Here is a 24,824-nt window from a genome sequence, read left to right as displayed (position 1 = left end):
TCCTAACGCACCACGCCTTCCATGACGGCCCGAAAGCGGGGCTGAAGATGCTTGACCAGCAGTGGCGCGATCGCCGCTTCGGTCACGTCCACTTCCAGATCCTGGTCGCGCAGTATGATGCGAACGCCCTCGAAGCCCGCCCCGGCCGAAAACGTCACGCCGTCCCGCAGCACGTTGGCGGCAAGCGACACAACCAGATGCGTCAGGGTGCCTTCCGTCACAGTTTCCGGATCGGCCTTCAGTTCCTCGAAAGTGATCACCTGTTCCGGCAGGACGAATTCCAGTTCCTTCGCGTCGTCGAGCCCCGCGTCGGCGCGCACCTTGCCGGCAAGAGCGAGCACCAGGCGCTTGAGAAAGGCCTCATCCGCGAAGGCCTCCTTCAGCAGGCGGGACGTCTCCTTGTCGATGCGCGCGGCGATTTCGTTTCGCAGAGACAGGACGACATCGCGCGCAGCGATCTTCAACGCATCCTGTGTCGCCGCACGTTCCGCGCGTGCCTCCTGCCGCGCGGTCTCGCGGATCTCGTCTGCCTTCGCCTCCGCGTCCTCCACGAGCCGGTCCGCCTTCAGCCGCGCGTCGGCAAGCACGGCATCCGCCTCGCGCTGTCCGGCCTCGACCCCCTCCTGTCTCAGGCGGTCGATCAGGGCCTGCACCCCCGCCCCGGCTGAATGGACATCGGCGGGGGATCGCTGATCCGGCGTGGCATTGGGCTTGGATGTCGCGTTCATTTCCTGCTCCCGCTTGAAACAATCATCCCGGTATGGAGCCGCTCAGAACGAGGGCAAACACCAGCGCGAAGACGGCAAACCCCTCAAGAACCGCCGCCGGCGCCAGCGAGATGCCGAAGATCTCCGGCTTGGCCTTGGCGGCAACGATGGCGGAGGCGAGCACCTCGCCCTGGCGAATACCGACATAGAGCAGCGCGACGCCCGCCAGCACCCCGACGCCGAAGACACCGGCCGCAGCTTCCGCCGTCATGGGATCCCGTTGCAGGGAGAACATGATGACGATGCCGTAGATCACCTGCGAGGACGGCATCAGCGACGCGCCGATAAAGCGGCCATAGCCGGTTTCCGTATCAAGCATCGCGCCGATGGCGGCAGAACCGGCGCGCGCGCAGCCGATGCTGCTGCCGATGGCGCCAAATGCCACCGGTGCGAACAGGCCGAACCAGCCGAGTACCAGAACCAGGTCAGTCACAAGCGTGTCTCCTCCTTGCGGAACGGTCTGAAGGGGCGCCCCTCGCCCTTGAGGCCCCAATTGAAGAATTCGATGACGTTGAGGCGCAGGCCGTGAACGGTGCCCGCAACGATGCCCAGTCCCATGTTGACGGCATGGCCGATCACGAGAACGGTGATGGCGACCAGCACCCCGACGCCGGGCACGGCATGGCGCACCTGTTCGGCCAGCATGTTGATCGTTCCGGCCAGCGAAGCCGCCGCCAGTCCGAGTGCAAAGAGACGCATGTAGCTGAGAACGTCGGAAAAGAGGTTTACCACCCTGGCGCCGCTGAGCAGACCGCCGCCGAGCCGCCGGGCGAATGTCGACAGCGAGGTGACCCGCACCTCCCCACCGAAGGCCACGACCAGCACCACGCCAACGCCCGCCAGCGCGATGCCGGCTGCGGTCTGCGCGCCGCCGGTCAGATAGACGAGAAGCCCGCCAAAGGCCGCGCAACACCAGCCGGCGGGCACGAGCCGTCCGGCCAGACTCCCCGCATTCCAGGCATTCAGAACATTGGCCGCGACGACATGAGCGACACCGATGGTGACCGTGAGGCGCATCATCGCGTCAATGTCGGACAGATCGATGAAGGCGGCGTGCGCGATCAAGCCGCCCCCTGGCGGTTGCCAGCCGAAATAGCTCCCGGTGGCGACGCCGAACGCCATGGTCGAGACGGCAAGCCAGTAACCGAGCCGCACCATGCGCCGCCCGAGCGCCGAGCCCTGAAACCGGCCGCGCAGCAAGAACAGCAGCACCAGCAGGAAAAGGCCGTAGCCGGCGTCCGTCATGATCATGCCGAAGAAGACGATGAAGGAGACATAAACGACCGAAGACGGATCCCAACTGCGGTAGCCCGGGGTCTGGTAGAACTGGACAAGGTCCTCGCCCGCCGCCATCGCCGGCGCATTTTCCAGAAGCGTCGGCGGATCGTCTTCCGGGGCGGGGTCCTCGACGAGAGCCGCGATGCCAAGCCGGTCGGCGAGTTGCGCGATCTCCGCGACCCGATCGGCCCGCGCCCAGCCGCGCATCACAAAGACGCGTTCGGCATCGATCGTCTCGAGTGCAGCGCGCCGCCGGGCCGCCGCGTCGCGGGCGCGCGCCAGGTTTTCCGCAAGCAGCAGACGCCATTTGGTGAGATCGCGCCGTTCCAGCCAAAGATCGTCGAGCAGGATCTCAACGGCCTCGAGCTGCGCCAGCAGGGTCGACAACGCATGCGAGCCAATGTGAACGCGTGGAACCGGCATGCTGTCGACGGGAGGTTCCTCCGGCGACAGGACAACCATATAGGCAATGCCGCGCTCCCGATGGACGGTCTCCACGATGGCGCCCGATGCAGTGACCACCTTCTCCCGACCGAGCGGCACTTCGTAGAACCAGAAACGATAGCCGCCGATATCGGACATGTCGGGGAAGGTGAACTCGCCCCAACGCGCGACGTCGCGAATCCGCTTTTCCAGCGCGGCCTTGCGATCCTCGGTCTCCATAAGCTCGTGGCGGTTCCGATTGGCTGCCGAAACGACACCGGAGAGATCGAACAGTGGATCGCGAGAGACCACCCGGCGCGGCGCCGGACAATCGACCAGCCAGCGCAAGGCCTCCGTCGCCTCGCGGCCGGTTCCGCTGGGCACCGCCTCAAGATCCTTTTGCGCGGCGCGCAAGGGCACGAGGTGGCAGCCGCCAAAGGCCTGGACCGCGTCGAGGACGGCCGCCTTGTCCTCCATGACGCCGATGAGGCTGATTTTCCTGAGCGCGACGATGGTCATATCGCGGCAAGCCTCGCTTCCCCGGCACGCGCAGCGGTCTTGCGTTTGGAGAGTTTGGCGCGGATCACCGCTTCGCGTTCCGCATCGGCCAACGCCATGCGGATCCGGCGGATCGTCTCCTGCGAGCGCGGAATGAGAACCTTTTCAAAGAGGTTCACCCGACGGGCGATCAACGCCTCGGCCTGTTCAAGCTCGCGCAATCTCCGCTCGGCGACATCGCGGGCAATCCGCATCCGGATCACCTCCCGCAAGGCGACCACCGCAGCATCGACCCAATGTGGTCGCGTCAGGCGCGCATAGACGACTTCGGCGAAGCGAACCTCCTTCAAGACCGGAAGACGCGTGCCGGAGAGGTTCTGCGTGGACAGATCAATCGCCTCCACAACCACCAGCGTGTCGAGCGCCACCTCCTCGTTCGCAAGCATCGGCAGGTCGCGGGCACTGCCGACGAGCTGCGCCTCCAGCTGCGCCCGGCACTCGGCCAGATGCGCGCGTGCCCTCAGCCGTTCGGCAACGATCTGCCGGCGCTTCAGTTCCAGCGAGGGCAGAAAGCGCTGATACTCCGACAGCTTGACGCTTTCGCGGGAAAGCACCGACTTGTTCAGCGAGGCGCGCGTCACGCCCCCGCCCCTTCCCGATCGGGAGACAGGACGCCGGTCTCTGCATCGTCTTGCGGGAAATACCGATCGACCAGATCCTGCTTCATCAGCAGTTGCTGGGGGCGGAAACATTCCGCGAGCGTTTGCCAGCACAGGTCCAGCGCCTCTTCCAGGGGCATTGCGATGCCGATATCCATGAAGCGGGTTCGGAACAACGCGCCGAAGCGCAGGAGCTGCCGATCGTAGTCCGACAGGTCGAAGGCCATCGACTGTTTCTGCTCCGCGTCGCGCGCCTCGGAGTAAAAGCGGATCATCGCGTTCATCACCTGGCCGTGATCTTCGCGGGTTTCCTTGCCGATGACATGCTGCTTGAGGCGGGACAGCGATCCGAAGGGATCAATGGCGCCGCCGTGCAGGTAGAACTGCCCTTCCGTGATGTAGCCGGTGTTGTCGGGCACCGGATGGGTCAGATCGTTGCCGGGCATGGTGGTCACCGAAAGGATCGTGACCGATCCGGCGCCGCGAAAATCGCAAGCTTTCTCGTAACGGCGCGCGAGCTGCGAATAGAGATCTCCAGGATAGCCGCGGTTGGCCGGCACCCGCTCCATCGCGATGGAGACCTCCTTGAGAGCATCGGCGAAGGCGGTCATGTCGGTGAGCAGGACAAGCACGCGCTTGCCCTCCTCGACGGCGAATTTCTCCGCTACGGCAAGCGCCATGTCCGGAACCAGCAACCGTTCAACCACCGGGTCGGAGGCCTGATTGACGAACATCACCGTGCGCGGAAAGACGCCTGCGTCCTCGAACTGCTGGCGGAAGAAGGCATAGTCGTCGAAAATCAGCCCCAGGCCGCCGAAGACCACCACATCCGCGTCCGCCTGGATGCCGATGCGCGCGAGAAACGCATTGTAGGGCTCGCCGGAGACGGAAAAGATCGGGATCTTCTGGCTTTCGACGAGACAGTTGAAGACGTCGATCATCGGCACGTCGGTGCGGATCATCCTTGAGGCGAGAATGCGTTTCATCGGGTTCACGGTCGGGCCGCCGATGGGCACCGTGGGATCGGCTCCAAGATCGGGGCCGGCATCGACCGGACGCCCGCCGCCATCGAAGACACGTCCGAGAATGCTCGGTGAATAGGTGACCTGCATGGCGCTGCCCATGAACCGCACAGCGGCATTGTTGGGAAGCCCCTTGGTGCCGGCATTGACCTGGAGCGTGACCAATTCACCGTCGATCATGATGACCTGGGCAAGCGAATCAAATCCCCGGCCTCCGGTGACCCGCGCGAGATCGCCGAGGCACGGACCGCCCGCGCGCCCGCTGCCGGACATCGCCACGCGGATCCGGATGATGTCGCCGACGATGTCGACGATACGCGTATGAACCACCAGCATGGCGTTCCTTTCCGTCGCGGCCCTCAACTCCGGCAGCCTGTCGAGCACGGGCGTCCACCATGCGTCGCCACCGATGTTGCACCGCAACAGTTTCACGAAAAAGGTCAAGAGTGGAAATGATCAGGATCAATCGAAAATTGAACTTGTCACGGTGAAGGACGACAGCCTAGCATCATCCGCGATGGTTCCGTGCGGCAAAGCCGATGCACGGATGAAAAGGGAACACGGTGCGGCGTACCCATCAGGGGCCAAGACCGTGGCTGCCCCCGCAACTGTAAGCGGAGAGCGGCGCCCACAAGCCACTGGCCATTTCGGGCTGGGAAGGCGGGCGCAGCAAGGATTCGCGAGCCAGGAGACCTGCCATCACGTCCGGCGCACCTTGCGCCTTCCTCGAACCGGCGCACGGCGGGTGCGCATGGGAGACATGACATGCATATCGAACCAGGTGTCGTCGACGGCGCCAAGATCCTTCTCAGCATCGGCACGGCAGCCGCATCAATCGGCCTCGGCGCCCGGTTGGCCTGGACATCCGTTCGCGAGGACGGCGGGCTCGCGGCCTTCGGCCTGCGCTCTGCTGCGGCCACCGTGGCGGTTTTCGCTTTCTTCGAACTGCTGCCGCATTATCCGGTCGGCGTGTCCGAGGTCCATCTGATCCTCGGGTCGACGCTGTTCCTGTTGCTGGGCGCGGGCCCGGCGGCGGTGGGTCTGGCGCTCGGGCTGCTCGCACAGGGGCTGTTCTTCGCGCCCTTCGACTTGCCGCAGTACGGAATGAACGTCACCACGCTTCTGGTGCCGCTTTACGTCATGAGCCTGATTGCGGCCCGGGTCATTCCTGCCCGCACCGCCTACAAGGATATCTCCTACGGCCAGGCGCTGGCGCTTTCGACCAGCTACCAGGCCGGAATCGTCGCCTGGGTCGGGTTCTGGGCCGTCTACGGCGGCGGGTTCGGCACAGAGACGCTTGCCTCCGTCTCGACCTTCGGTGCGGCCTATCTGATCGTGATCGCCATCGAACCGCTGGTCGATCTCGCCATCCTCGCCGGCGTGAAGACGTTTCATGGCGCACGGCAAGGCCCATTTTTCCCCAAGCGGCTGCATCGCGCCGCCGCCTGACCTGAACATGGCGGTGCCGACCGTCTGCGGGGCCCCGCCCCGATAACGGTCGGCGCCGCTTTCCATACGGACCCGCATGAGGTTCGTTTTCACGAGGCACGACCCATCCCGGGGTGCCCAGATCGACTTGATTGAAGGATCGACCAAATGACCAGACGTTCCCTCCCCCTGCTTGCCATTGCGTCCGCCGCCATGGTCACGGCCGCAACACCCGCTCTTGCGCATTTGAGCCCGGGCGAACACGGCTCGTTTGCCGCCGGCCTCTCACATCCGCTGTTCGGCGCCGATCACATCCTGGCAATGGTCGCGGTCGGCCTTTGGGCCTGGCAGATCGGCGGCAAGGCAGTTGTGGCAATTCCGTCCGCCTTCGTGGTGACGATGGTTGCAGGCTTTGGACTGGCGCTTGCCGGCGTGTCGCTTCCCTTCGTGGAACCGGCGATCCTTGCTTCCGTTGTGGCGCTCGGCCTGCTCGTCGCGCTTGCCGTGCGGCTGCCGCTTGGCCCCAGCGCCGCGATCGTCGGCGTGTTCGCCCTGTTTCATGGATACGCCCATGGTGGCGAGATCGGCTCCGCGGCACAGGCGGCCTACGGTCTTGGCTTTGCGCTCTCCACCATCGTTCTGCATCTCTGCGGCATCGCCATCGGCTGGACGGCCGGACGGCTTGGCTCGAACCTGACCGTCAGCCGCGTGCTTGGCGGCATCACCGCCCTTGCCGGTGTGGCGCTGATTTCCGGCTGACCAGGCCGCAAGAGCTTTCCTACAAACGGACCGCCGCGGGACGATACCCATCGCCCGCGGCGTTTCTTTTCAGGGACACTGTCAGGAGGTCGCGGGTGCGCTGTCCAGGATCTCGAACACCGGCACCGGTTCGTCATAGCCCTTGATGCGGATGTCGCCGGCGCTCTGGAACACGAAGCGGCCTTCGACCTGCTCCTTGAGATCGGCGCTGACCAGGATCGAGGTCTTGAGATCGCGGTTCAGACCTTCCAGCCGCGAGGCGAGATTCACCGTGCTGCCGAGCGCGGTGTAGTTCATCCGGTCTGAACTGCCAACATTGCCGATGATCGCCTGCCCGCAATGAATGCCGATCCGCGTGCGCACCTTCGGCGCGCCCTCACCTGTCCAGCCGGATGTCATGGCTGAGGTTTCCGCGATGATCTCCAGCGCCGCGGCACATGCCTTCGCCGGATGATCGGGGGTGTTCATCGGAGCATTCCAGAAAGCCATCACCGAATCGCCAATGTACTTGTCGATCGTCGCGCCATGCGCCTGAAGGATCTGCGTCACGCGCTCGAAATACTGCGACATGCGCAGCATCACCTCTTCCGGTTCCAGATGCGAAGACATCGCCGTGAAATTCTCAAGATCCATGAAGCAGACCGTCACCTCGCGCCGCGTCCCCCCCAAAACGGGTGGTGTATCGCTGGCGACCAGCTGGCGCACGAGGGCTTTCGGAGCGTAAAGCGAGAACACGGAGAGGCTGTGGCGCATGCGCTCCATCGCCCGTTGAAGCAGGTCGACTTCCCGGATAATCGAACCGTCGGCGATCTCGCGGTCGAGTTCGAACCGGCCGATCCGCTCCGCGGCCTCGCCCAAGGCATGGATCGGGCGGGAAATCCGCCGCGACACCAGCCAGATCAGGGGAACGCTTGCAAAAACGATCAACAGCGACACGAGAAAGGTGCGCTGCGACACCGCCTCGATCGGGCCGACGACCGCGGCGCGCGGCATGGCGACGACAAGGTTCTCCGCCGCCCCTCCGCCAAGATCGATGGGATTGCGCCGGACCAGCCAGTCGTCGCCGTTCACATCCACCGTCGTGGCGCGCAGCAACGGGTCCTCCGCAAGCCGGGTGACAAGCCGCTTTAGTTTCTCTCGCCGGTCCGGCGGAACGGCGGCGTCGCCACCGGCCGCACGGGCGCCAGGCGTCGAATGCGCAAGAATCCGGCCATCGTCGTGAAACAGCGCGACAACGCCGTCGCGCGCCTGCGGCACAGCATCGAGGAATGCCGTCAGTTCCGCGAGCGTGACATCCATGCCGACGACCCCGCCGGGAAAGCGCCGCGCCACGGTCAGGCCAAGCTTTTCGGTGCCGGAAAACCGGTAGGTATCCGTGCGCACAAGTCCAGAACCATTGCGCGCAAGCCGATACCAGGGGCGTTCACGGGGGTCGTAGGGCTCGCCTGTCTCGACCCGGGTGGCCAGCAACGTGCCGTTTTCGTCGAGAAAACGCGCGTAGCTGATCGGGACTTCCCGCCCGGAACGCAAGACGACGCTTTCCTGATAGACCGTTTCTGCCGGTGCGCCCTTATCCGCGAGAAAGCCCGGGGGCCGATGCACGGCGGCGGCGATCTGATAATGATCGCCCCCCTCGAACCCGACGAACACGGCCGAGGTCTGCGGCAACTCCTTCAGCAGAGAGAGCATTTGCGCGCGCAGCGGATGGCCGGAGATCGATGGCGGTGTTGAGAGCGACGTCCAGAACGTGGACTGGCGCACGGCCCTGTCTATCGGCTCGACATGCGATGAAACCCGCAGATCAATTATCTCCAGCGCCCGGTCCATCAGCACGGTCGCCGCGATTTCCGCGTTTTTGGTGTTTTGCCCGTGGGTGTAGTAAATGATCGCGCCCGCAAGCCCCACGGCGATCACAAGCGTGATCGTGAAAATGCTCGGAGCTATGGCAATGCGCGTGCTGGTCATGAACAAGGAAGTGCCAGACAATTGTCAGGCGCGCAATCGGCAAACATTGCGCCGCAGGGCGGCGCGACTTCACGTTATTTGCCCGCGTCGCGCTGCGCAATCCAGTCGTGATCAGGGTGGTTCTTGAAGCGCCATTTGCGCAGCGGCCCCGCCATGACATTCAGGTAATACATCTCGTAGCCGTAGGGCGCGCCGCAGGGATGATGCCCCCTGGGAACGAGCACGACATCGCCGTCGGAAACCGCCATTGTCTCGTCGAGGGTGCCATCCTCGGTGAAGACGCGCTGGAAACCGAAGCCCGTCGCCGGGTCGAGACGGTGATAATAGGTCTCCTCCAGATAGGTCATCTCCGGAAAGGCGTCCTCGTCGTGTCGGTGCGGCGGATAGGACGACCAGTTTCCGGCCGGCGTGAAGACTTCCGTCACCAGCAGGCTGTCGGCGATGTCCTTGTCTTCCATTGCAATGGGATGGATGAAGCGCGTGTTCGCCCCCTTGCCGCGCTCCTCAAAGCCGATGTCCTCGATGCGCCGCGCCGGGTGGCCGCCCTGCCCGGGCGCGGTACAGACCGCGAGCGTGCAGGGCGTGGTCGCGGTCGCCCGCCAGGTGCTCTCGTTCGGGACATAGACGCAATGCGGCTTCAACTTCTCGAAGACGCTCATCCGCTCGCCCATCTCGCCGAATTGCGTTCCATCGGCCTCGATGTCCGCCTTGCCCTCCACGAGAACCAGGATCGCCTCACGGTCCCCTGTGGCCTCCTCGGCCGTTTCTCCGGGTTGGAGTTTGTAAAGCGAAAAGCCGACGTAGCCCCAGCCAGCGCTCTCAGGGGTGATGTCATGCACCTTGCCCTGCGTTCCGTTCGGCCTCACGAGCAGTTTCGACATCCGTTTACTCTCCCTTGTCCTGCGCGGCTGCGCCGGCATCCAGCCCGGTGGCGCGCGCCATGTCACGAAGCGCCTTGAGCCCCATCGACTGATAGGTAACCGGATCTCGCACGTCGGGGTCCTGTTCGGCCTCGATCACCAGCCAGCCGGAGTAACCATGTTCCGCCGCGATCTCCAGAACCGGCTCGAAGGCCACCGCGCCATCCGGATCGCCCGGCACGGTAAAGACGCCGCGCCGGACACCCTCCAGAAAGCTCAAGCCCTCGTCCCGCACGTTTGCCATGATGTCGGGACGGATGTTCTTGGCATGAAGGTGCGACACGCGCCCCATGTGGCGGCGGGCGAGCGCCTCCGGATCGCCGCCGCCGAAAAACGCATGGCCGGTATCGAGCAGCAGCCGTGTCGCCGGCCCGGTCAGCTCCATCAGCCGGTCGATCTCCGCCTCGCTTTCCACCACGGTTCCCATGTGGTGGTGATAGACCAGCGGGACGCCCTCCGCGGCACAATGCGCCGCCACCTGTTCCAGCGCTGCGCAAAAGGCAGTAAAGCGCTCCGGGTCCAGCCGCGGGCGATCGTTGACGGGCACGGCGTCATTTCCGTGGATCGCATTGGACGTCTCGCAGGCGATCAACACCGGGCAGCCCATCGCCTTCAACCGCGCCAGATGCGGGCCGATGGCTCGAATTTCATCCTCCACCGACCGCGTCAGCAGGTTGAGGGAATACCAGGCGGACACGAACCTCAGTCCATGTGGCTGCAACACGGCTGCAAGCGCGTTTGGGTCGGCTGGAAACTTGTGGCCGTTCTCGATGCCGTCGAAGCCGATCCGCGCGGCGTCGGCCAGGCAGGTCTCCAGCGGGATATGCGCGCCCAGCGTCTGGTCATCGTCATTCGACCAGGCAATCGGATTGGTACCGTAAAGGATCATGGCAGTCGCCTCGCTCCGTTCCCCGTCACTCGGGTGAACGGCGGTGTTTCACATAGGTTTCGTATTGCGCGCGCGCGTCGCGCACCCTTGCCTGCCCGGAGACCTCCGGCACCGCAACATCCCACCAGTGGCCGCCGGCATCGGTGGAGGCGAGCGGATCGGTCTCGATCACGATCACATGGCTGCGCGGGGATGACCGCGCCCGCGCAAGCGCCTCTTCCAGCCCGGCAATACCGTCGACCTTTTCCGAAACCGCCCCCATGGACGCGGCATGCGCGGCAAAATCGATATCGCTTGCAACCGTGTGCCGGGCCGTGTCCAGCAGGTTGTTGAAGCTCTCGCCGCCGGTCGCGACCTGCAGGCGGTTGATGCAGCCGTACCCGCGATTATCCAGCAGCACGACGATGATCTTGAGGCCGAGCATTACCGATGTGGCGAGTTCGGAATTCATCATCATGTAGGAGCCGTCGCCGACCATCACGACGATCTCGCGCTCCGGGCAGGCCATTTTGGCGCCGAGTCCGCCGGCGATTTCATAGCCCATGCAGGAGTAGCCGTATTCCATGTGGTAGCCGCCGGGTCGTGGCGCCTTCCACAGCTTGTGCAACTCGCCGGGCAGACCGCCGGCAGCCCCCAGCACGACGGAACTGTCGTCAAGGCCACGCTGGACCGCGCCGATCACCTGCGCGTCGCTTGGCAGGGCATTGCCTTCCGGGGGCCGTGTCACCGCGTCAACGACAGACATCCACGCACTTTTCAGTGCGGGATCGGGAGGTGCGGCCGCGTACTTTCCGAGCGCAGCGCTCAGGTCCTCCAGACCGCTGCGGGTATCGGCGACCAGCGATAGCGCACCTTGTTTCGCCGCGTCATAGGCCGCAACATTAAGGCACAGCAGGCGGCAATCTGGGTTTTTGAACAATCCCCATGAGCCGGTGGTGAAATCCTGAAGCCGCGTTCCAACGGCAATCACCAGATCCGCCCTTTCGGCGATCTCATTCGCCGACGCCGCCCCGGTCACGCCGATGGCACCGAGATTGAGCGGATGATCGAAGGCAAGCGCCGACTTACCGGCCTGGGTTTCTGCAACCGGGATGCCGTGACGTTCGGCAAAGCCGCGCAGTGCCTCGCAGGCGCCCGAATAATGCACCCCGCCGCCAGCGATAATCAGCGGCGTCTTCGCCGCCTTGATCGCATCCGCTGCCGCCTCAAGTTCCTCGACATCGGCGCGCGGCCGGCGCACCCGCCAGACGCCCTCCTCGAAAAACGTCTCCGGCCAGTCGAAGGCCTCGGCCTGCACATCCTGGCAAAACGCCAGCGTCACCGGGCCGCAATCGGCCGGATCAGTAAAGATCCGCATGGCGCGCGGCAGCGCCGTCAAGAGCTGTTCCGGCCGGGTGATCCGGTCGAAATACCGGCTCACGGGGCGAAAACAGTCGTTGGCGGAAACAGTGCCGTCCGCGATGTCTTCGATCTGCTGCAGGACCGGGTCGGGCGCGCGGTTGGCGAAGACATCGCCCGGCACGAAGAGCACCGGAAGCCGGTTGACATGCGCGAGCGCGGCCGCCGTGACCATGTTGGTCGCACCGGGGCCGATGGATGTGGTCACGGCCATCGCCTGTCGGCGGTTTTTCGCCTTGGCGAAGGCGATGGCCGCATGCGCCATGCCCTGCTCATTGTGCCCCCGCCAGGTCGGGAATGCATCGCCCGCCTGCTGAAGCGCCTCTCCCAATCCGGCGACATTGCCGTGACCGAAGATCGCCCAGCATCCGGGGATCAAGCGCTCGCCGTCGCCATTCCTTTGCGCGGCGAGGTAACGCACCATGGCCTGTGCAGCCGTGAGGCGGATCGTCGTCATATTGCAAGCCCCTGTTTGCCGGCCTGATCGCCAGCGAGATGTCCGCCAATGGCGCGTGCCGAATCCCAGATTGCACACAGACGCGCGAAGGTGTCCGCCATATCGCAGACAGCGGTCGCGTCGTCTATTTCGCCAGCGAACCAGCGCCGTGCCGGACCGGCAAAGATCGTGCGGCCGACGGCAAAGCCTTTCACGAGATCGAAGCCGGCGGCAATCGCGAAACTCGCCTCGAGGTCCTCCATCGGCGCATCCAGCCCCAGCACCACGACGCCGCGCACATGCGGATCATTGCGCGCCACCGTCTCGCAAGTGCGTTTCCAGCTCCGCACATCAGCGGAGGGTTCCAGTTTCCACCAATCGGGATAGACGCCAAGATCGTAAAAGCGCTGAACGATACCGGCGGTGGTGGTCTCGTCGACCGGCCCGACCTTGGACGGGATCACCTCGAGCAGGAATTCAAGGCCGTTCGCCCGTGCGGCCCGGGCAAGGCGCATGATGGTCTCTTCCTGCTGCGTCTTCATCTCCGGCGCATCGCCGGGGTGATAGAAACACAGCACCTTCACCACCTGTCCCGCCGGCCATTCCGCCAGATCCGACCCGAAATCGGGGCCGATCTCCAGCGCCAGAGGTCGCGAACCCGGCTCTTCCACCGGCCGCCCGACCCAAAGCCCCGTCCCGGCCGCGGCATGCAGAGCGGGCTCGCCAAGCCGTCCGTCGCACAGAATGCCGTAGCCGGCCCGGCCGTCCTGAACCCGGCGCGCGGCCGCAAGACAAAGCACCTTGAAATGCGGAATGCGGGACACTTCCGCCCCGGCCTCGGCGGCAAGGTCTTCCAGCTGCTTGCGGTGATCGAAGGCAAAGACCCGCATCGCGGGCCAGTCGCCATTGCGGTTGGTCGACCAGTGGACCTGCTCGAGCTCTGCATCATGGCGAAGCGCCGGCGTTCGCACGCCGCGTTCCAAAAAGAAGCTCAGTTCCTCCCAGCTTGGATAAGCCGGTGCGCAGCCATGGCGAGAGACCGCAAGCGCACCGCAGGCGTTGGCATAGGTCAACGCGGCTTCCCACGCCTCGCCCTTGAGCCAGCCGCGCAGCAGGCCCGACATGAAGCCGTCGCCCGCGCCAAGCACATTGAACACCTCGATCGGAAAGCCCGGGCCGGAAATCCCGTCATCGAGAGCATCGGGAATATCTCCGCTGAAGGCGACCGCCCCCATCGGCCCGCGCTTGCACACGAGCGTTGCGGTTGAAACCGCACGCACGGCCCGCAAGGCAGCAAGCGTGTCGGTGGTGCCGCCTGCGATATGAAATTCCTCCTCCGTCCCGACGATGAGGTCGAACAGATGCAGCGTTGCCTGCAGCCTGGCGGTCACCGCGTCGGAGGCGATGAAGCGGCTTTCGCCGGCGTCATGCCCTGCAAGTCCCCAAAGATTGGGTCGGTAATCAATGTCGAGGGCCGTGCGAGCGCCGGCCTCGCGCGCCAGATGCAGCGCCTTGAGCACGGCAGCTTCCGTACGCGGATGCGACAAATGGGTCCCTGTCGCCGTCACGCAGCGCGCCTCGGCAATGAACGCTGCGTCGATATCGTCCTCGCACAGCGCCATGTCTGCGCAGTTCTCGCGGTAGAAAATCAGCGGAAACTGCTCATGATCGCGAATCCCCAGAAGCACCAGCGCCGTCAACCGCTCCGGATCCGTGATCACGCCCCGCGTATCGACGCCTTCCGAATCGAGCTGCTCGCGGATGAACCGCCCCATGTGCTCATCCCCGACACGGGTAATCAGCCCCGACTTCAGTCCCAGCCGAGCAGTTCCCGCGGCGATATTCGTCGGCGAGCCGCCGATATACTTGGAGAAAGCGCGCATGTCCTCAAGACGACCGCCCACCTGCGCCCCGTAGAGATCGACGGAGGAGCGGCCGATCGTGATGACGTCGAGCGTCTTTGCGTCTTCATTCACCACAGCACACCCACACTCCCGAGATCGATTGACCCTCTGCGCAAGAAGACCCTGCGATCAATGAGCCCCCTGAAACGGAACATAAATTCCATTTTTTTCGCCTGCAACCCAAATTTTCCGGTTCTTCATCCGTTTTCCCAACGGCGGGCCATCGTCTTGCGTGAAGACGCAATCGGCAGAGACTTGCAGGGATGCATACGCATCCGGCCTTGTTTGCGCGCCTCCGGCAAGACAGAAAAATTCAATAAACTTCTGAAAAAACATCAGATTATCTCGACGCCCTTCCGCCTCCCCATGAGGCGAAGATCATCATTAGGGCATGATCGCAACGCCGCACTCGCCCAACGTCTTCCAGGCTTCACGCATCAGGTCCGCCGACGGAAACAGTTCGGGATAAATTTTAGAATTTTTATTCCAGAACAATCCAGCCCGCCCGGAGGCTGCCGGCCGTGCCATTGCTCTTGTGCCTTTTGGCTTCACCCCCCTGAACCCGCCTTCGCAAGGCCTTCCCTCGGGCACGGACGAGGACTGCCTTGCGTATTCGGCACGGCTGTGTTGCGACGACGTCGGCACGATTTCCATTGCGCTGCAGCATCTTCTATGGTCTACAGGCACCATCCTGGCGCTGCGTAGAGAAACGTACACCGTTCACGGCGCTTCAGGTCCAAGCAACTTTCCTCCCGATCGTTGCCCGAGCTGCTCGCGATGCGAGCGCATTCCCAAGGCAGCTGATCTGCGCAAGCTCCCTTTTCGATGACCCAAGACCGCGACCCTCGCTGGCGATGACGCCGCGTTCGGGCGCAGCCCAAGGATTCCGCTTGACCACTTTCAAAGACCTCGGCCTTGCCGACCCCATCCTCAAGGCCGTCGAAGGCGAAGGCTACACCACGCCGACGCCGATTCAGGCTCAGGGTATTCCCGCAATTCTCTCCGGCGGCGACGTTCTGGGCCTGGCCCAGACCGGCACCGGCAAAACCGCTTCCTTCGTTCTTCCGCTGCTTCACCGCATCATCGAGCAGCGTCAGCGTCCGAACCCCAAGACCTGCAAGGCGTTGATCCTCGCACCGACGCGCGAGCTTGCATCGCAGATCGCCGAAAGCATCCGCGCCTACGGCCAGAAGGTCCGCCATTCCTCGACGGTCGTCGTGGGCGGTGCCCGCGCAATGCCCCAGATCCGCAGCCTTGCACGCGGCATGGATATCGTCGTTGCGACGCCTGGCCGTCTGCTCGACCATATGTCCACCGGCGCCCTGCGCCTCGACGAGACCACGACCATCGTGCTCGACGAAGCCGACCACATGCTGGACCTCGGCTTCCTGCCCGCGATCCGCAAGATCCTGGCCGCGATGCCGCGCCAGCGTCAGACGATCCTTCTGTCCGCGACCATGCCGAAGCCGATCCGCGCGCTCGCCAACGATTTTCTGCATGAGCCGCAGGAAATCTCCGTCTCGCCGGGTTCCAAGCCGATCGACCGGATCGACCAGACCGTCCTGCTTATCGAACGCGAGCAGAAGCGTCAGGCGCTCGTCGACGTGCTGAAGCGCGACGACATGGACCGCGCCATCGTCTTCACCCGCACGAAGCATGGCGCCGACAAGGTCACGCGCCAGCTGGAGCAGGCCGGGCTGAACGCCTCCGCGATCCATGGCAACAAGAGCCAGGGCCAGCGGCAGAAGACGCTTGAATCCTTCCGCTCGGGTCGCACGCCGATCCTTGTCGCCACCGACATTGCCGCACGTGGCATCGATGTCGACGGCGTCTCGCATGTGGTGAACTTCGAGTTGCCGAATGTACCGGAATCCTACGTGCACCGCATTGGCCGGACCGCACGTGCCGGAAAGAGCGGCTCGGCGATTTCCTTCTGCGACCGCAGCGAACGGCCGTTTCTGCGTGACATCGAGAAGCTGATCGGCAAGACGCTGGTGGAACGCGACGACGACGGCCCGATCGGTCGCCCGTCGAACGGCAAGGGCCGCAAGCCGGCGCGCCGTCCCTTCAAGCCGCGTGGCGATGGCGCGCATGCCTCCGACGGCGGGCCCAACGCCGCGCGCGGTCCGCGCGACGGCAAGCCCGCCGGTGAAAAGCGTCCCTACCGCGGTCCGCGGCCCGGCTCGCAGTCGGATGGCGGTCAGCGGGGCCGCTTTCGCGCAAACGCCAGCTGATCCAGCCGCACAAGGCTGACCTGACAAACAAAAAAGCGCCGGGCAGACATGCTCCGGCGCTTTTTGCTGTCTTGCTGTCCCGACCGGGCGCGAGACTAATCTGCCGCGCGCACCGTCTGGCGCTGCATGCCAAGCCCGGCGATCCCAAGCTCGAGCTGATCTCCGGCCTTGAGATAGACCGGGTCGGGCTTTTGCCCCATGCCGACGCCCGGAGGCGTGCCCGTCGCAATCACATCGCCCGGATGCAGGCTCATGAAGCGCGACAGATAGGCGATGACGAAGGCCACGCCATAGACCATCGTCGCCGTGGTCCCGTCCTGATACCGTTTGCTGTTAACATCCAGATAGAGCGGCAGGCTTTGCGGGTCGGGCACCTCGTCGCGGGTGACCAGCCACGGACCGATCGGGCCGAAGGTATCGGCGGATTTGCCCTTCACCCACTGCCCCGAGTGCCGGATCTGGAAATCGCGTTCCGAGACGTCGTTGGCAACGCAATAGCCGGCGACATGATCGAGCGCATCGGCTTCGGCGATATTCTTGGCGTGCTTGCCGATGACGACGCCGAGCTCCACCTCCCAGTCGGTCGCAACGGAGCCGCGCGGCAGCTCGATCCCGTCGTCCGGCCCGCAGATCGCCGAAGTCGCCTTCATGAAAACAATCGGCTCGGGCGGCACATCCATCCCCGCCTCCGCGGCATGGTCGGAGTAATTGAGCCCGATGCAGATGAATTTTCCGACGTCCGCGACGCACGGGCCGATACGCGGCGTTCCCTCCACCACCTGCAATGTATCGGTATCGATCGTCCTTAGCCGCTCGAAGGTCTCGTCCGACAGCGCCGGGCCCGAAAGATCGTCGATATGAGCGCTGAGGTCGCGGATACGCCCTGCTGTGTCGACCAGACCCGGTTTTTCAAAACCGGCGGGGCCGTAACGCATGAGTTTCATAGAAAAACGCCTCCCAGACTATGAGTTTGGGCGATCATAGGGGTTTGAATGCGCGGGGCAAATGCCCCACAAGGTTTCTGGCTCATCGGGTGCCGACAGAGTTACCGGATTCCGTTGGCGCGCTGCAGCGTTCGCACATAGGCGACAATGCGCGAGATGTCTTCGCTCGAGACGCCCGCCACCGCCGGCATGTTGCCAAACGTCCAGTGATGCTGCCGCACACCTTGTGCCACCGCCAGATAAAAGGCGCCATCGGCGTGATGACCGGGCTCATAGATCACATGCACGAGCGGCGGCCCCTGCCCTGCCCGGCCCGCGGCGTTGACGCCGTGGCAGGTGGCACAGGTCTTGGCAAAAAGCTCTTCCCCCGCCGCGGCCGGACCGCTCAAGGGTGGAACCGTCACGGAGGCAAGCAGCTCGCCCGGCCCCGTCGCAGCGCGTTCGTCATTGCCCGCGAAAAAAATTACCGCGCCGATCACGGCAACGAGGGCGGCGCTGCCGAGGAACACTACGGACCGGACAGTCACGACACCCCACTCCGACCGGCGAGATCGTCAAGGATTGGACAATCCGGGCGCCCGTCGCCATGGCAACACTCGGCAAGCCGCGACAGCGTGGCCTTCATTTCCTGGAGTTCCGCGATCTTGCGTTCGACCTCGCCGATCTTTTCCAGCGCCACGGCTTTCACGTCGGCGCTAGCCCGGTGCTCGTCGTCGTAGAGCGAGAGCAGCGAACGGCATTCCTCGATGGAAAAGCCCAGGCTGCGCGAGCGTTGCAGAAACCGCAGCCGGTGAATGTCCGCATCCGAATAGTCGCGGTAGCCGTTCCCGGCACGGGTCGGACGCAGCAGGTCGATGTCCTCGTAGTAGCGGATGGTCTTGGGTGGCAGCTTCGAGCGGGCCGCCGCGGCGCCAATGTTCATTGTCCGATCCCTTTCGTGAAAATGGCAACGGAAACACTCCGCTCTCCAGTAACTGGAAGGTCAAGCGTGCGAACGCAAGCCCCCTCGCCTCGACGCAAAACGCCGCGACCCTTCACGGATCGCGGCGTTCTGCAATTCCATTGGCGCGCTTGCAGGCGACGGGGTCAGGCGTCGATGCGCACCATGTCGATGACGACATCCTTGCCGCCCACTTCATGCGTGGCGCTGAAGCCGCCCTTGAGGCTGTCGCCAAGCGTGAACTCACGCGCCAGCGTATCGGCCGCGATCCGCTCGCGATGCTCTTCCACCGCCTGCATCAGTTCTTCAGGCAGCGTCAGGTTGAGACGAATGCGGTCGGAGACGTTGAAGCCGCCGTCCTTGCGGGTCTGCTGGATCAGCCGTACGATGTCGCGGGCGTAGCCCTCGCGCTCCAGGTCGGGATAAAGCTGGGTATCGATAAGAACGACGCCGGCGCCGGCATCGAAGAGGCCCGTGTCGGAACCTTCCGGCGCCAGCACGCGCATCGTATAGTCTTCCGGCGGAAGCTCGACGCCGGCAAGCTCCACGATCCCGTCCGGGCGAAGCGTCCAGTCGCCGGACTTCGACGCGGTCATTACGTCCTTCATCTTCTTGCCGAGGCGCTTGCCGATCTGCGGCTTGACCGCAAGACGATGCTCGCCGACCGACAGCGGATCGGCCTCAAGCACGACGTCCTTGATGTTGACCTCCTCGGCGATGAGGTTCGCATAGGGGCGCAGGTCCTCGACCTCCGGATGGGCAACCGTCAGCGTCTTCAGCGGCAGACGGGCACGCAGGCGCTTGGCCTCGCGCAAGGACATGACGGACGCGCAGATGTCGCGGATCAGGTCCATGCGGCGCACGAGATCGGGATCGTTCGGCAGCGCCTCGGCCTCAGGCCAGTCGGCCAGATGCACGGAGAGATCGCCTGTCAGGCCCTTGTAGATCCGCTCGGAGACAAAGGGCATCATCGGCGCCAGCGTGCGCATCAGATGCGTCAGCACCGTGTAGAGCGTGTCGAGGGCATCGCGCTTTTCGTCCGTCATCTCCTCACCCCAGAAGCGGGAGCGCGAGCGGCGAATGTACCAGTTGTTCAACGCGTCGATGAAGCCCGGCACATGGGAATAGGCGCCCGGGATATCGTAGGCATCGAGCGAGCCTTGCACCTTCTCGATCAGTTCGCGCGTCTTGGCGAGGATGTAGCGGTCGAGCAAACCCTTCTGGTCGAAGCGGACCTTTGCCTTGTAGCTGTCGGCATTGGCGTAGAGCGTGAAGAAGTAATAGGAACTCCAGATCGGGATGATCGCCTGGCGCAGCGCCTGGGCGATGCCGCGCCCGTCCTTGGCGACCGCCAGATCGCCACCGACGAGCAACGGCGAGGACAGCATGTACCAGCGCAGCGCATCCGCGCCGTAGGTGTCGAACACGCCGACGGGGTCGGGATAGTTCTGGAGCCGCTTTGAGAGCTTCTGCTTGTTCTCGTCGAGCACCACACCATGGCACACGGCGTTGCGGAACGGCGCGCGGTCGAAGATCGCGGTCGAAAGAACCATCAACGTGTAGAACCAGCCGCGCGTCTGCGCGACATATTCCACGATGAAGTCGGCCGGGAAATTCTGCTCGAAGCGCTCCTTGTTCTCGAACGGATAATGCTCCTGCGCAAAAGGCATGGACCCGGAATCGAACCACACGTCGAGCACTTCCGAGACGCGGCGCATCATCGACTTTCCGGTCGGATCGTCGGGGTTTGCACGCACCAGTTCGTCGATCATTGGGCGATGCAAATCGTCCGGGCGCACGCCAAAGTCCGCCTCGATCTCGTCGAGCGAGCCATAGACGTCGGTGCGCGGGTAATTCGGATCGTCGCTGATCCACACCGGGATCGGACAGCCCCAGAAGCGGTTGCGCGAGATGTTCCAGTCGCGGGCGTTTTCCAGCCACTTGCCGAACTGGCCGTCGCGCACGTGCTCGGGCACCCAGTCGATCTCGCGGTTCAATTCGACCATGCGATCCTTGAACTGGGACACGGCCACATACCAGGCGTCGATCGCCTTGTAGATCAGCGGCGTGTCGGTGCGCCAGCAATGCGGATAATCATGCAGATAGGTCTCGTGGCGATAGACGACATTGCGCGCCTTGAGGTCGCGGATGATGTCCTTGTTCGCCTCGATGACGTTCTGACCGACGTAATCGGTGACTTCGGCGGTGAATTTACCCGCCTCGTCGACCGGCACCACCAACGGGATCTCGCGGGCCTTGGCCAGCTCGAAGTCATCCTCACCGAAGCCCGGCGCGATATGCACGCAGCCCGTACCGTCACCCGCCTCAACGAAGTCGGCCGCGAGCACCTTGAAGGCGTTTTCCGTATCCTTGAAATAGGGAAACAGCGGCTCGTAGGCGGCATCGGCGAGCGCCGTTCCCTTCACCGTGTCGACGCGCGCCCATTCGCCGAACTCGCGCTCGTAGCGCTCAAGCGCGGCTTCCGCGAGGACCACCCGCTGGCCGTCCTTTTCCAGCACGGCATAGTCGAGGTCGGGGGCGACGGCGAGTGCCAGGTTCGAAGGCAACGTCCAGGGCGTGGTCGTCCAGGCGAGAAGACGCGTCGGGACGGAGACGTAAGCCGCATCCTTCAGCAGGAAACCGACGGTCAGCGCCGGGTCCTGGCGTTCGCGATAGGAGTTGTCGAGGCGGGTTTCAAAGTTCGACAGCGGCGTCTGCACGGCCCAGGAGTAAGGCACCACCCGGTAGCCGCGATAGACCAGCCCCTTGTCCCAGAGCTGCTTGAAGCCCCAGATGACGCTCTCCATGAAGGAGAGGTTCATGGTCTTGTAGTCGTTGTCGAAATCGACCCAACGCCCCTGACGGTTCACGTAGTAGCGCCACTCGCTGGTGAAGCGCATGACCGAGACGGAGCAATGCTCGTTGAACTTGCCGATGCCGTAGTCGAGGATCTCGTTGCGCCCGGAGATCCCCAGTTCCTTCTCGGCGGTCAGCTCGGCCGGAAGGCCGTGGCAGTCCCAGCCGAAGCGGCGCACGACGCAGTCGCCGCGCATGGTGCGGTAGCGCGGGATCAGATCCTTGACGAAGCCGGTCGCGAGATGGCCGTAGTGCGGCAGGCCGTTGGCGAAGGGAGGTCCGTCGTAGAAGACGTACTCGCCCGCGCCTTCCTGGTTGCGCCGCTGCTCGACGGAAGCCTCGAAAATCCGGTTCTCTTCCCAGAACTTGAGGATGTCTTCCTCCAGCTTGGGAAAGTTTGGGTTAGGATCGATGGCTTCGTACATCAACAACGTCCCGCTTCTTGTTGCAATCGCGCGGATCCATGCCGTTTTCCGGCGCGGTCGCCGCGCGTCGACTGGTCCTCAAGGGTGGGTTATCCGACCGGGGCGAAAAACACAATCGGTCAGGCGCGCGTGACCTTGCCATGACTGGCCGGAAAGCGCCCGCGGGTATCGACGATCAGCTTCGCCTCGCGCCCGATCATATCGTAGTCGAAGGCGTCGTGGTCGGTGGCAATCACCACGGCCTCCATGGAGGCAACCGTTTCGGCATCCGCGGTCAGGCTGTCGTGACGTGTCCCGTCGGCGAGCGTCAGGGCGGCCACATGCGGGTCGGCGTAAAAGACCTCGCCGCCCTTGGCCGCAATCCCCTCGATTACCATGACACTCGGGGATTCGCGCATGTCGTCGATGTTCTTCTTGAAGGCAACGCCGAGGACCAGCACCCGCGCGCCGTTCAGCGCCTTGCGCTCGCCGTTCAGCGCATCCATCAGCTTTTCGACGATGAACTCGGGCATGTAGCGATTGATCTCGCCGGCAAGCTCGATGAAGCGCGTGTGGACGCCGTATTCGCGCGCCTTCCACGTCAGATAGAACGGATCCACCGGAATGCAGTGGCCGCCGACACCAGGACCCGGATAGAAGGCGGTGAAGCCGAAGGGCTTGGTCGCCGCGGCCCGGATCACGTCGAAGATGTCGATACCCATGCGATCGGCGAGCGTCTTCATCTCGTTGACGAGGCCGATGTTTACCGCGCGGTGGATGTTTTCCAGAAGCTTGGTCATCTCCGCGACCCGCGTCGAGGCCACCGGCACGAGCGTGTCGACCGCCCCGCCATAGAGCGCCTCGGCCGCGCGCAAGCAGTTGGCGGTCACGCCGCTTACCACCTTGGGGATCTGGCGAATGCTGAAGGCGGCGTTTCCCGGATCCTCGCGCTCGGGCGAGTAGACGACGAAGATGTCATCGCCGACCGAGAGGTCGTCGCGCGCCAAGACTGGGAGCATGTCGTCCTCGGTCGTACCGGGATAGGTGGTCGATTCCAGCGCGACCACCTGACCGGCACGCAGATGCGGGCGGATGCTGCGGGCCGCATCCAGAATGTAGCTTATGTCTGGGTCGTGGTATTTTCCCAATGGCGTCGGCACGCAGATGATCAGCGCATCGCAGTCGGCGGCTTGCGCAAAATCCGATGTCGCGGTGAAATCCGCGCCGAAGCGCACGCTTTCGTGCGTCTGCCCGACATAGCGGCGAAAGCCGCCATCGGCGTTCAGTTCCGCAACCTTGACCGCATCCACATCAAAGCCGACGACCGGATGCCCGAGTTCGCTGAACCTCAAGGCCAGCGGCAGACCGACATAGCCAAGTCCGACAATGCCGATCACCGCGGAGCGGTCGGCCATGCGGGCTGCAAAGGTATCGAGAGGGGTTTTTGACGTCATGTCCGCTGGCATCGGATCGATCCTGACTTGCCGCTGTGCCGGATGTGAAAAAGAGCGCCGCAACCCGTGCGGCTTCGATCGTGCTTTTGCACAGCCGGCAGCGCTCGGCAAGACCTGAGCACAGGTGGCACCGTTCAGATCGTCTGATTGTAGTCGCCGACTTCCGGGTTCTCGCGCAGCACAGCGTCGACCGCCTTGAACATCTCCCTGAGCCGCGCATCCGAGACCGGGCTTTCGATCACGACGACAAGTTCCGGCTTGTTCGACGAGGCCCGCACCAGACCCCAGGTGCCATCGTCGGCGACGATACGCACACCGTTCACCGTGACGAGATCGACGATCGGATGGCCGGCCAATTGCTCGCCCTTGTCGTGCATGGCCTGAAAGCGCGCGACGACCCGGTCGACAACCTCGTATTTGATCTCGTCAGCGCAATGCGGCGACATCGTCGGCGAGCCCCAGGTCTTCGGAAGTGCGCCACGCAGCTCCGCCATCGACTTGCCCGGATTGCGGTCGAGCATGTCGAGAATGGCAATCGCGGACACCAGCCCGTCGTCGTAGCCGCGCCCGATGGGCGTGTTGAAGAAATAGTGGCCGGACTTCTCGAAGCCGACCAGGGCGTTGAGTTCGTTCACCCGGCGCTTGATGTAGGAATGACCGGTCTTCCAGTAGTCGGTCTTGGCCCCATTGGCCTTCAGCACCGGATCGGTCGCGAACAGGCCCGTCGATTTCACATCCGCGACGAACTGGCAGCCGGGATGCAGTTCCGACAGGTCGCGCGCCAGCATCACGCCGACCGTATCGGCGAAAATCTCCGCGCCCTCATTGTCGACCACGCCGCAGCGATCGCCGTCGCCATCGAAACCCAGCCCGACCTCCGCGCCGGTTTCCAGCACCTTGTCGCGAAGCGCATGCAGCATCTTCATGTCTTCGGGGTTGGGATTGTAGCGCGGGAAGGTGTGGTCCAGATCGCAGTCGAGCGGAATCACCTCCGCGCCAAGCGCCTCCAGCACGCGCGGCGCGAATGCGCCGGCCGTGCCGTTGCCGCAGGCGGCAACGACCTTGATTGGCCTCGAGAACTTGTCCCGGTCCGTCAGATCGTTGATGTAGGTTTCTGCAAAACCTTCCACAAAGCGGTAGCCGCCGCCGCTTCCTTCGCGAAACGCGCCGGTCAGCACGATCTCCTTCAACCGCCCCATTTCGTCCGGCCCGAAAGTCAGCGGGCGGTCGATGCCCATCTTCACACCGGTCCAGCCGTTGTCGTTGTGCGACGCGGTGACCATGGCGACCGCCGGAACGTCGAGGGCGAACTGCGCGAAATAAGCCATCGGCGACAGAGCAAGGCCGATGTCGTGAACGCGGACGCCGCCCGCCATCAGTCCGGAAATCAGCGCCATCTTGATGGCGCCGGAGTAACTGCGGAAATCATGGCCAACGACAATGTCGGGTCTCGTGCCGCGCTCGCGCATCAAGGTGGCGATGCCCATGCCCAGCGCCTGGATGCCCATAAGGTTGATTTCTTTTTCGAAAAGCCAACGGGCATCGTATTCGCGAAATCCGGTCGGCTTCACCATCGGCCGCGATTCGAATTCATAGGTGTTTGGGGTCAACTCGGCGACGGGAACGCTCAGCATTCGTCTGTCCTC

General features: G+C 64.0%; 20 protein-coding genes and 1 riboswitch. Of the genes, 3 read left to right on the top strand and 17 right to left on the bottom strand.

Annotated features, from left to right (window positions below; all coding sequences use genetic code 11):
* Positions 1-2 precede the first annotated feature (2 nt).
* Genes BLU32_RS05895 through BLU32_RS05875 form a run of 5 tightly spaced genes read right to left on the bottom strand, consistent with a single transcriptional unit; the run spans position 3 to position 5,079 of the window.
* Complete coding sequence (locus tag BLU32_RS05895) at positions 3-728, bottom strand: hypothetical protein (protein WP_093805412.1); 726 nt, start codon at positions 726-728, stop codon at positions 3-5.
* A 22-nt stretch (positions 729-750) separates the two neighbouring features.
* Positions 751-1,200 carry an ATP synthase subunit C gene (locus tag BLU32_RS05890; RefSeq protein WP_093805411.1) on the bottom strand — a complete coding sequence of 150 codons (450 nt, stop codon included), beginning with the start codon at positions 1,198-1,200 and terminating at the stop codon, positions 751-753.
* Entirely contained in the window at positions 1,197-2,987 is a 1,791-nt protein-coding gene (locus tag BLU32_RS05885; protein ID WP_093805410.1) for a V-type ATP synthase subunit I, read from the bottom strand. Before BLU32_RS05885 ends, BLU32_RS05890 begins: the two co-directional genes overlap by 4 nt.
* A complete protein-coding gene (locus tag BLU32_RS05880) occupies positions 2,984-3,607 on the bottom strand; it encodes a V-type ATP synthase subunit D (protein ID WP_093805409.1) in 624 nt (207 codons plus the stop codon). Before BLU32_RS05880 ends, BLU32_RS05885 begins: the two co-directional genes overlap by 4 nt.
* Positions 3,604-5,079, bottom strand: a complete 1,476-nt coding sequence (locus tag BLU32_RS05875; protein WP_208976985.1) for a V-type ATP synthase subunit B — start codon at positions 5,077-5,079, stop codon at positions 3,604-3,606. The genes BLU32_RS05880 and BLU32_RS05875 overlap by 4 nt, the downstream gene beginning before the upstream one ends.
* A 69-nt stretch (positions 5,080-5,148) precedes the next feature.
* Positions 5,149-5,363: riboswitch (cobalamin riboswitch) on the top strand.
* 49 nt (positions 5,364-5,412) lie between these two features.
* On the opposite strand from BLU32_RS05875, the gene BLU32_RS05870 reads away from it, so the two are divergent.
* Complete coding sequence (locus BLU32_RS05870) at positions 5,413-6,096, top strand: energy-coupling factor ABC transporter permease (RefSeq protein ID WP_093805407.1); 684 nt, start codon at positions 5,413-5,415, stop codon at positions 6,094-6,096.
* 147 nt (positions 6,097-6,243) lie between these two features.
* On the top strand, positions 6,244-6,834 hold the full coding sequence (locus tag BLU32_RS05865; RefSeq protein WP_208976984.1) for a HupE/UreJ family protein: 591 nt from the start codon (positions 6,244-6,246) through the stop codon (positions 6,832-6,834).
* 81 nt (positions 6,835-6,915) lie between these two features.
* On the opposite strand, the gene BLU32_RS05860 is transcribed toward BLU32_RS05865, so the two are convergent.
* The 6 genes from BLU32_RS05860 to BLU32_RS21635 form a co-directional block, all read right to left on the bottom strand.
* Entirely contained in the window at positions 6,916-8,799 is a 1,884-nt protein-coding gene (locus BLU32_RS05860) for an adenylate/guanylate cyclase domain-containing protein (protein WP_093805406.1), read from the bottom strand.
* A gap of 74 nt (positions 8,800-8,873) precedes the next feature.
* A complete protein-coding gene (gene iolB, locus BLU32_RS05855) occupies positions 8,874-9,680 on the bottom strand; it encodes a 5-deoxy-glucuronate isomerase (protein WP_093805405.1) in 807 nt (268 codons plus the stop codon).
* A gap of 4 nt (positions 9,681-9,684) precedes the next feature.
* Entirely contained in the window at positions 9,685-10,608 is a 924-nt protein-coding gene (gene iolE / locus BLU32_RS05850; protein WP_093805404.1) for a myo-inosose-2 dehydratase, read from the bottom strand.
* 25 nt (positions 10,609-10,633) lie between these two features.
* Positions 10,634-12,463, bottom strand: coding sequence for a 3D-(3,5/4)-trihydroxycyclohexane-1,2-dione acylhydrolase (decyclizing) (iolD, locus tag BLU32_RS05845; protein WP_093805403.1), 1,830 nt, complete (start codon positions 12,461-12,463; stop codon positions 10,634-10,636).
* On the bottom strand, positions 12,460-14,418 hold the full coding sequence (iolC, locus tag BLU32_RS05840) for a 5-dehydro-2-deoxygluconokinase (RefSeq protein WP_172838535.1): 1,959 nt from the start codon (positions 14,416-14,418) through the stop codon (positions 12,460-12,462). The genes iolD and iolC overlap by 4 nt, the downstream gene beginning before the upstream one ends.
* Before the next feature lie 57 nt (positions 14,419-14,475).
* On the bottom strand, positions 14,476-14,682 hold the full coding sequence (locus BLU32_RS21635; protein ID WP_157727527.1) for a hypothetical protein: 207 nt from the start codon (positions 14,680-14,682) through the stop codon (positions 14,476-14,478).
* Positions 14,683-15,236: 554 nt separating this feature from the next.
* Between BLU32_RS21635 and BLU32_RS05835 the strand changes: the two genes are divergently transcribed.
* Positions 15,237-16,580: a DEAD/DEAH box helicase gene (locus BLU32_RS05835; protein ID WP_093810657.1), complete on the top strand. Its 1,344-nt coding sequence runs from the start codon at positions 15,237-15,239 to the stop codon at positions 16,578-16,580.
* 95 nt (positions 16,581-16,675) lie between these two features.
* Here BLU32_RS05835 and BLU32_RS05830 read toward each other — a convergent pair whose 3' ends face one another.
* The 6 genes from BLU32_RS05830 to BLU32_RS05805 form a co-directional block, all read right to left on the bottom strand.
* Positions 16,676-17,524, bottom strand: a complete 849-nt coding sequence (locus tag BLU32_RS05830) for a fumarylacetoacetate hydrolase family protein (RefSeq protein WP_093805401.1) — start codon at positions 17,522-17,524, stop codon at positions 16,676-16,678.
* A gap of 101 nt (positions 17,525-17,625) precedes the next feature.
* Positions 17,626-18,051, bottom strand: coding sequence for a cytochrome c (locus tag BLU32_RS05825; RefSeq protein ID WP_244501801.1), 426 nt, complete (start codon positions 18,049-18,051; stop codon positions 17,626-17,628).
* Positions 18,048-18,446, bottom strand: a complete 399-nt coding sequence (gene cueR / locus BLU32_RS05820; RefSeq protein ID WP_093805399.1) for a Cu(I)-responsive transcriptional regulator — start codon at positions 18,444-18,446, stop codon at positions 18,048-18,050. Before cueR ends, BLU32_RS05825 begins: the two co-directional genes overlap by 4 nt.
* 164 nt (positions 18,447-18,610) lie before the next feature.
* On the bottom strand, positions 18,611-21,745 hold the full coding sequence (ileS, locus tag BLU32_RS05815; RefSeq protein ID WP_093805398.1) for an isoleucine--tRNA ligase: 3,135 nt from the start codon (positions 21,743-21,745) through the stop codon (positions 18,611-18,613).
* Positions 21,746-21,864: 119 nt separating this feature from the next.
* Complete coding sequence (locus BLU32_RS05810; protein WP_093810655.1) at positions 21,865-23,178, bottom strand: nucleotide sugar dehydrogenase; 1,314 nt, start codon at positions 23,176-23,178, stop codon at positions 21,865-21,867.
* A 134-nt stretch (positions 23,179-23,312) separates the two neighbouring features.
* Positions 23,313-24,812 (bottom strand): phosphomannomutase/phosphoglucomutase, encoded by a 1,500-nt coding sequence (locus tag BLU32_RS05805; protein WP_093805397.1) that lies wholly within the window; start codon positions 24,810-24,812, stop codon positions 23,313-23,315.
* Positions 24,813-24,824 lie beyond the last annotated feature (12 nt).

The organism is Stappia sp. ES.058 (assembly GCF_900105595.1).
In the GTDB taxonomy this organism is placed as follows: Bacteria; Pseudomonadota; Alphaproteobacteria; order Rhizobiales; family Stappiaceae; genus Stappia.
This window is presented reverse-complemented; position numbering and strand designations above follow the sequence as displayed.

Excerpts from the sequence above, each read along its gene's own strand:
- cueR (WP_093805399.1), bottom strand. The coding sequence starts at position 18,446 with ATGAACATTGGCGCCGCGGCGGCCCGCTCGAAGCTGCCACCCAAGACC.
- BLU32_RS05860 (WP_093805406.1), bottom strand. The coding sequence starts at position 8,799 with ATGACCAGCACGCGCATTGCCATAGCTCCGAGCATTTTCACGATCACG.
- BLU32_RS05810 (WP_093810655.1), bottom strand. The coding sequence starts at position 23,178 with ATGACGTCAAAAACCCCTCTCGATACCTTTGCAGCCCGCATGGCCGAC.
- BLU32_RS05805 (WP_093805397.1), bottom strand. The coding sequence starts at position 24,812 with ATGCTGAGCGTTCCCGTCGCCGAGTTGACCCCAAACACCTATGAATTC.
- BLU32_RS05870 (WP_093805407.1), top strand. The coding sequence starts at position 5,413 with ATGCATATCGAACCAGGTGTCGTCGACGGCGCCAAGATCCTTCTCAGC.
- iolE (WP_093805404.1), bottom strand. The coding sequence starts at position 10,608 with ATGATCCTTTACGGTACCAATCCGATTGCCTGGTCGAATGACGATGAC.
- iolD (WP_093805403.1), bottom strand. The coding sequence starts at position 12,463 with ATGACGACGATCCGCCTCACGGCTGCACAGGCCATGGTGCGTTACCTC.
- BLU32_RS21635 (WP_157727527.1), bottom strand. The coding sequence starts at position 14,682 with ATGTTTTTTCAGAAGTTTATTGAATTTTTCTGTCTTGCCGGAGGCGCG.
- ileS (WP_093805398.1), bottom strand. The coding sequence starts at position 21,745 with ATGTACGAAGCCATCGATCCTAACCCAAACTTTCCCAAGCTGGAGGAA.
- BLU32_RS05830 (WP_093805401.1), bottom strand. The coding sequence starts at position 17,524 with ATGAAACTCATGCGTTACGGCCCCGCCGGTTTTGAAAAACCGGGTCTG.
- BLU32_RS05885 (WP_093805410.1), bottom strand. The coding sequence starts at position 2,987 with ATGACCATCGTCGCGCTCAGGAAAATCAGCCTCATCGGCGTCATGGAG.
- iolB (WP_093805405.1), bottom strand. The coding sequence starts at position 9,680 with ATGTCGAAACTGCTCGTGAGGCCGAACGGAACGCAGGGCAAGGTGCAT.
- BLU32_RS05865 (WP_208976984.1), top strand. The coding sequence starts at position 6,244 with ATGACCAGACGTTCCCTCCCCCTGCTTGCCATTGCGTCCGCCGCCATG.
- BLU32_RS05895 (WP_093805412.1), bottom strand. The coding sequence starts at position 728 with ATGAACGCGACATCCAAGCCCAATGCCACGCCGGATCAGCGATCCCCC.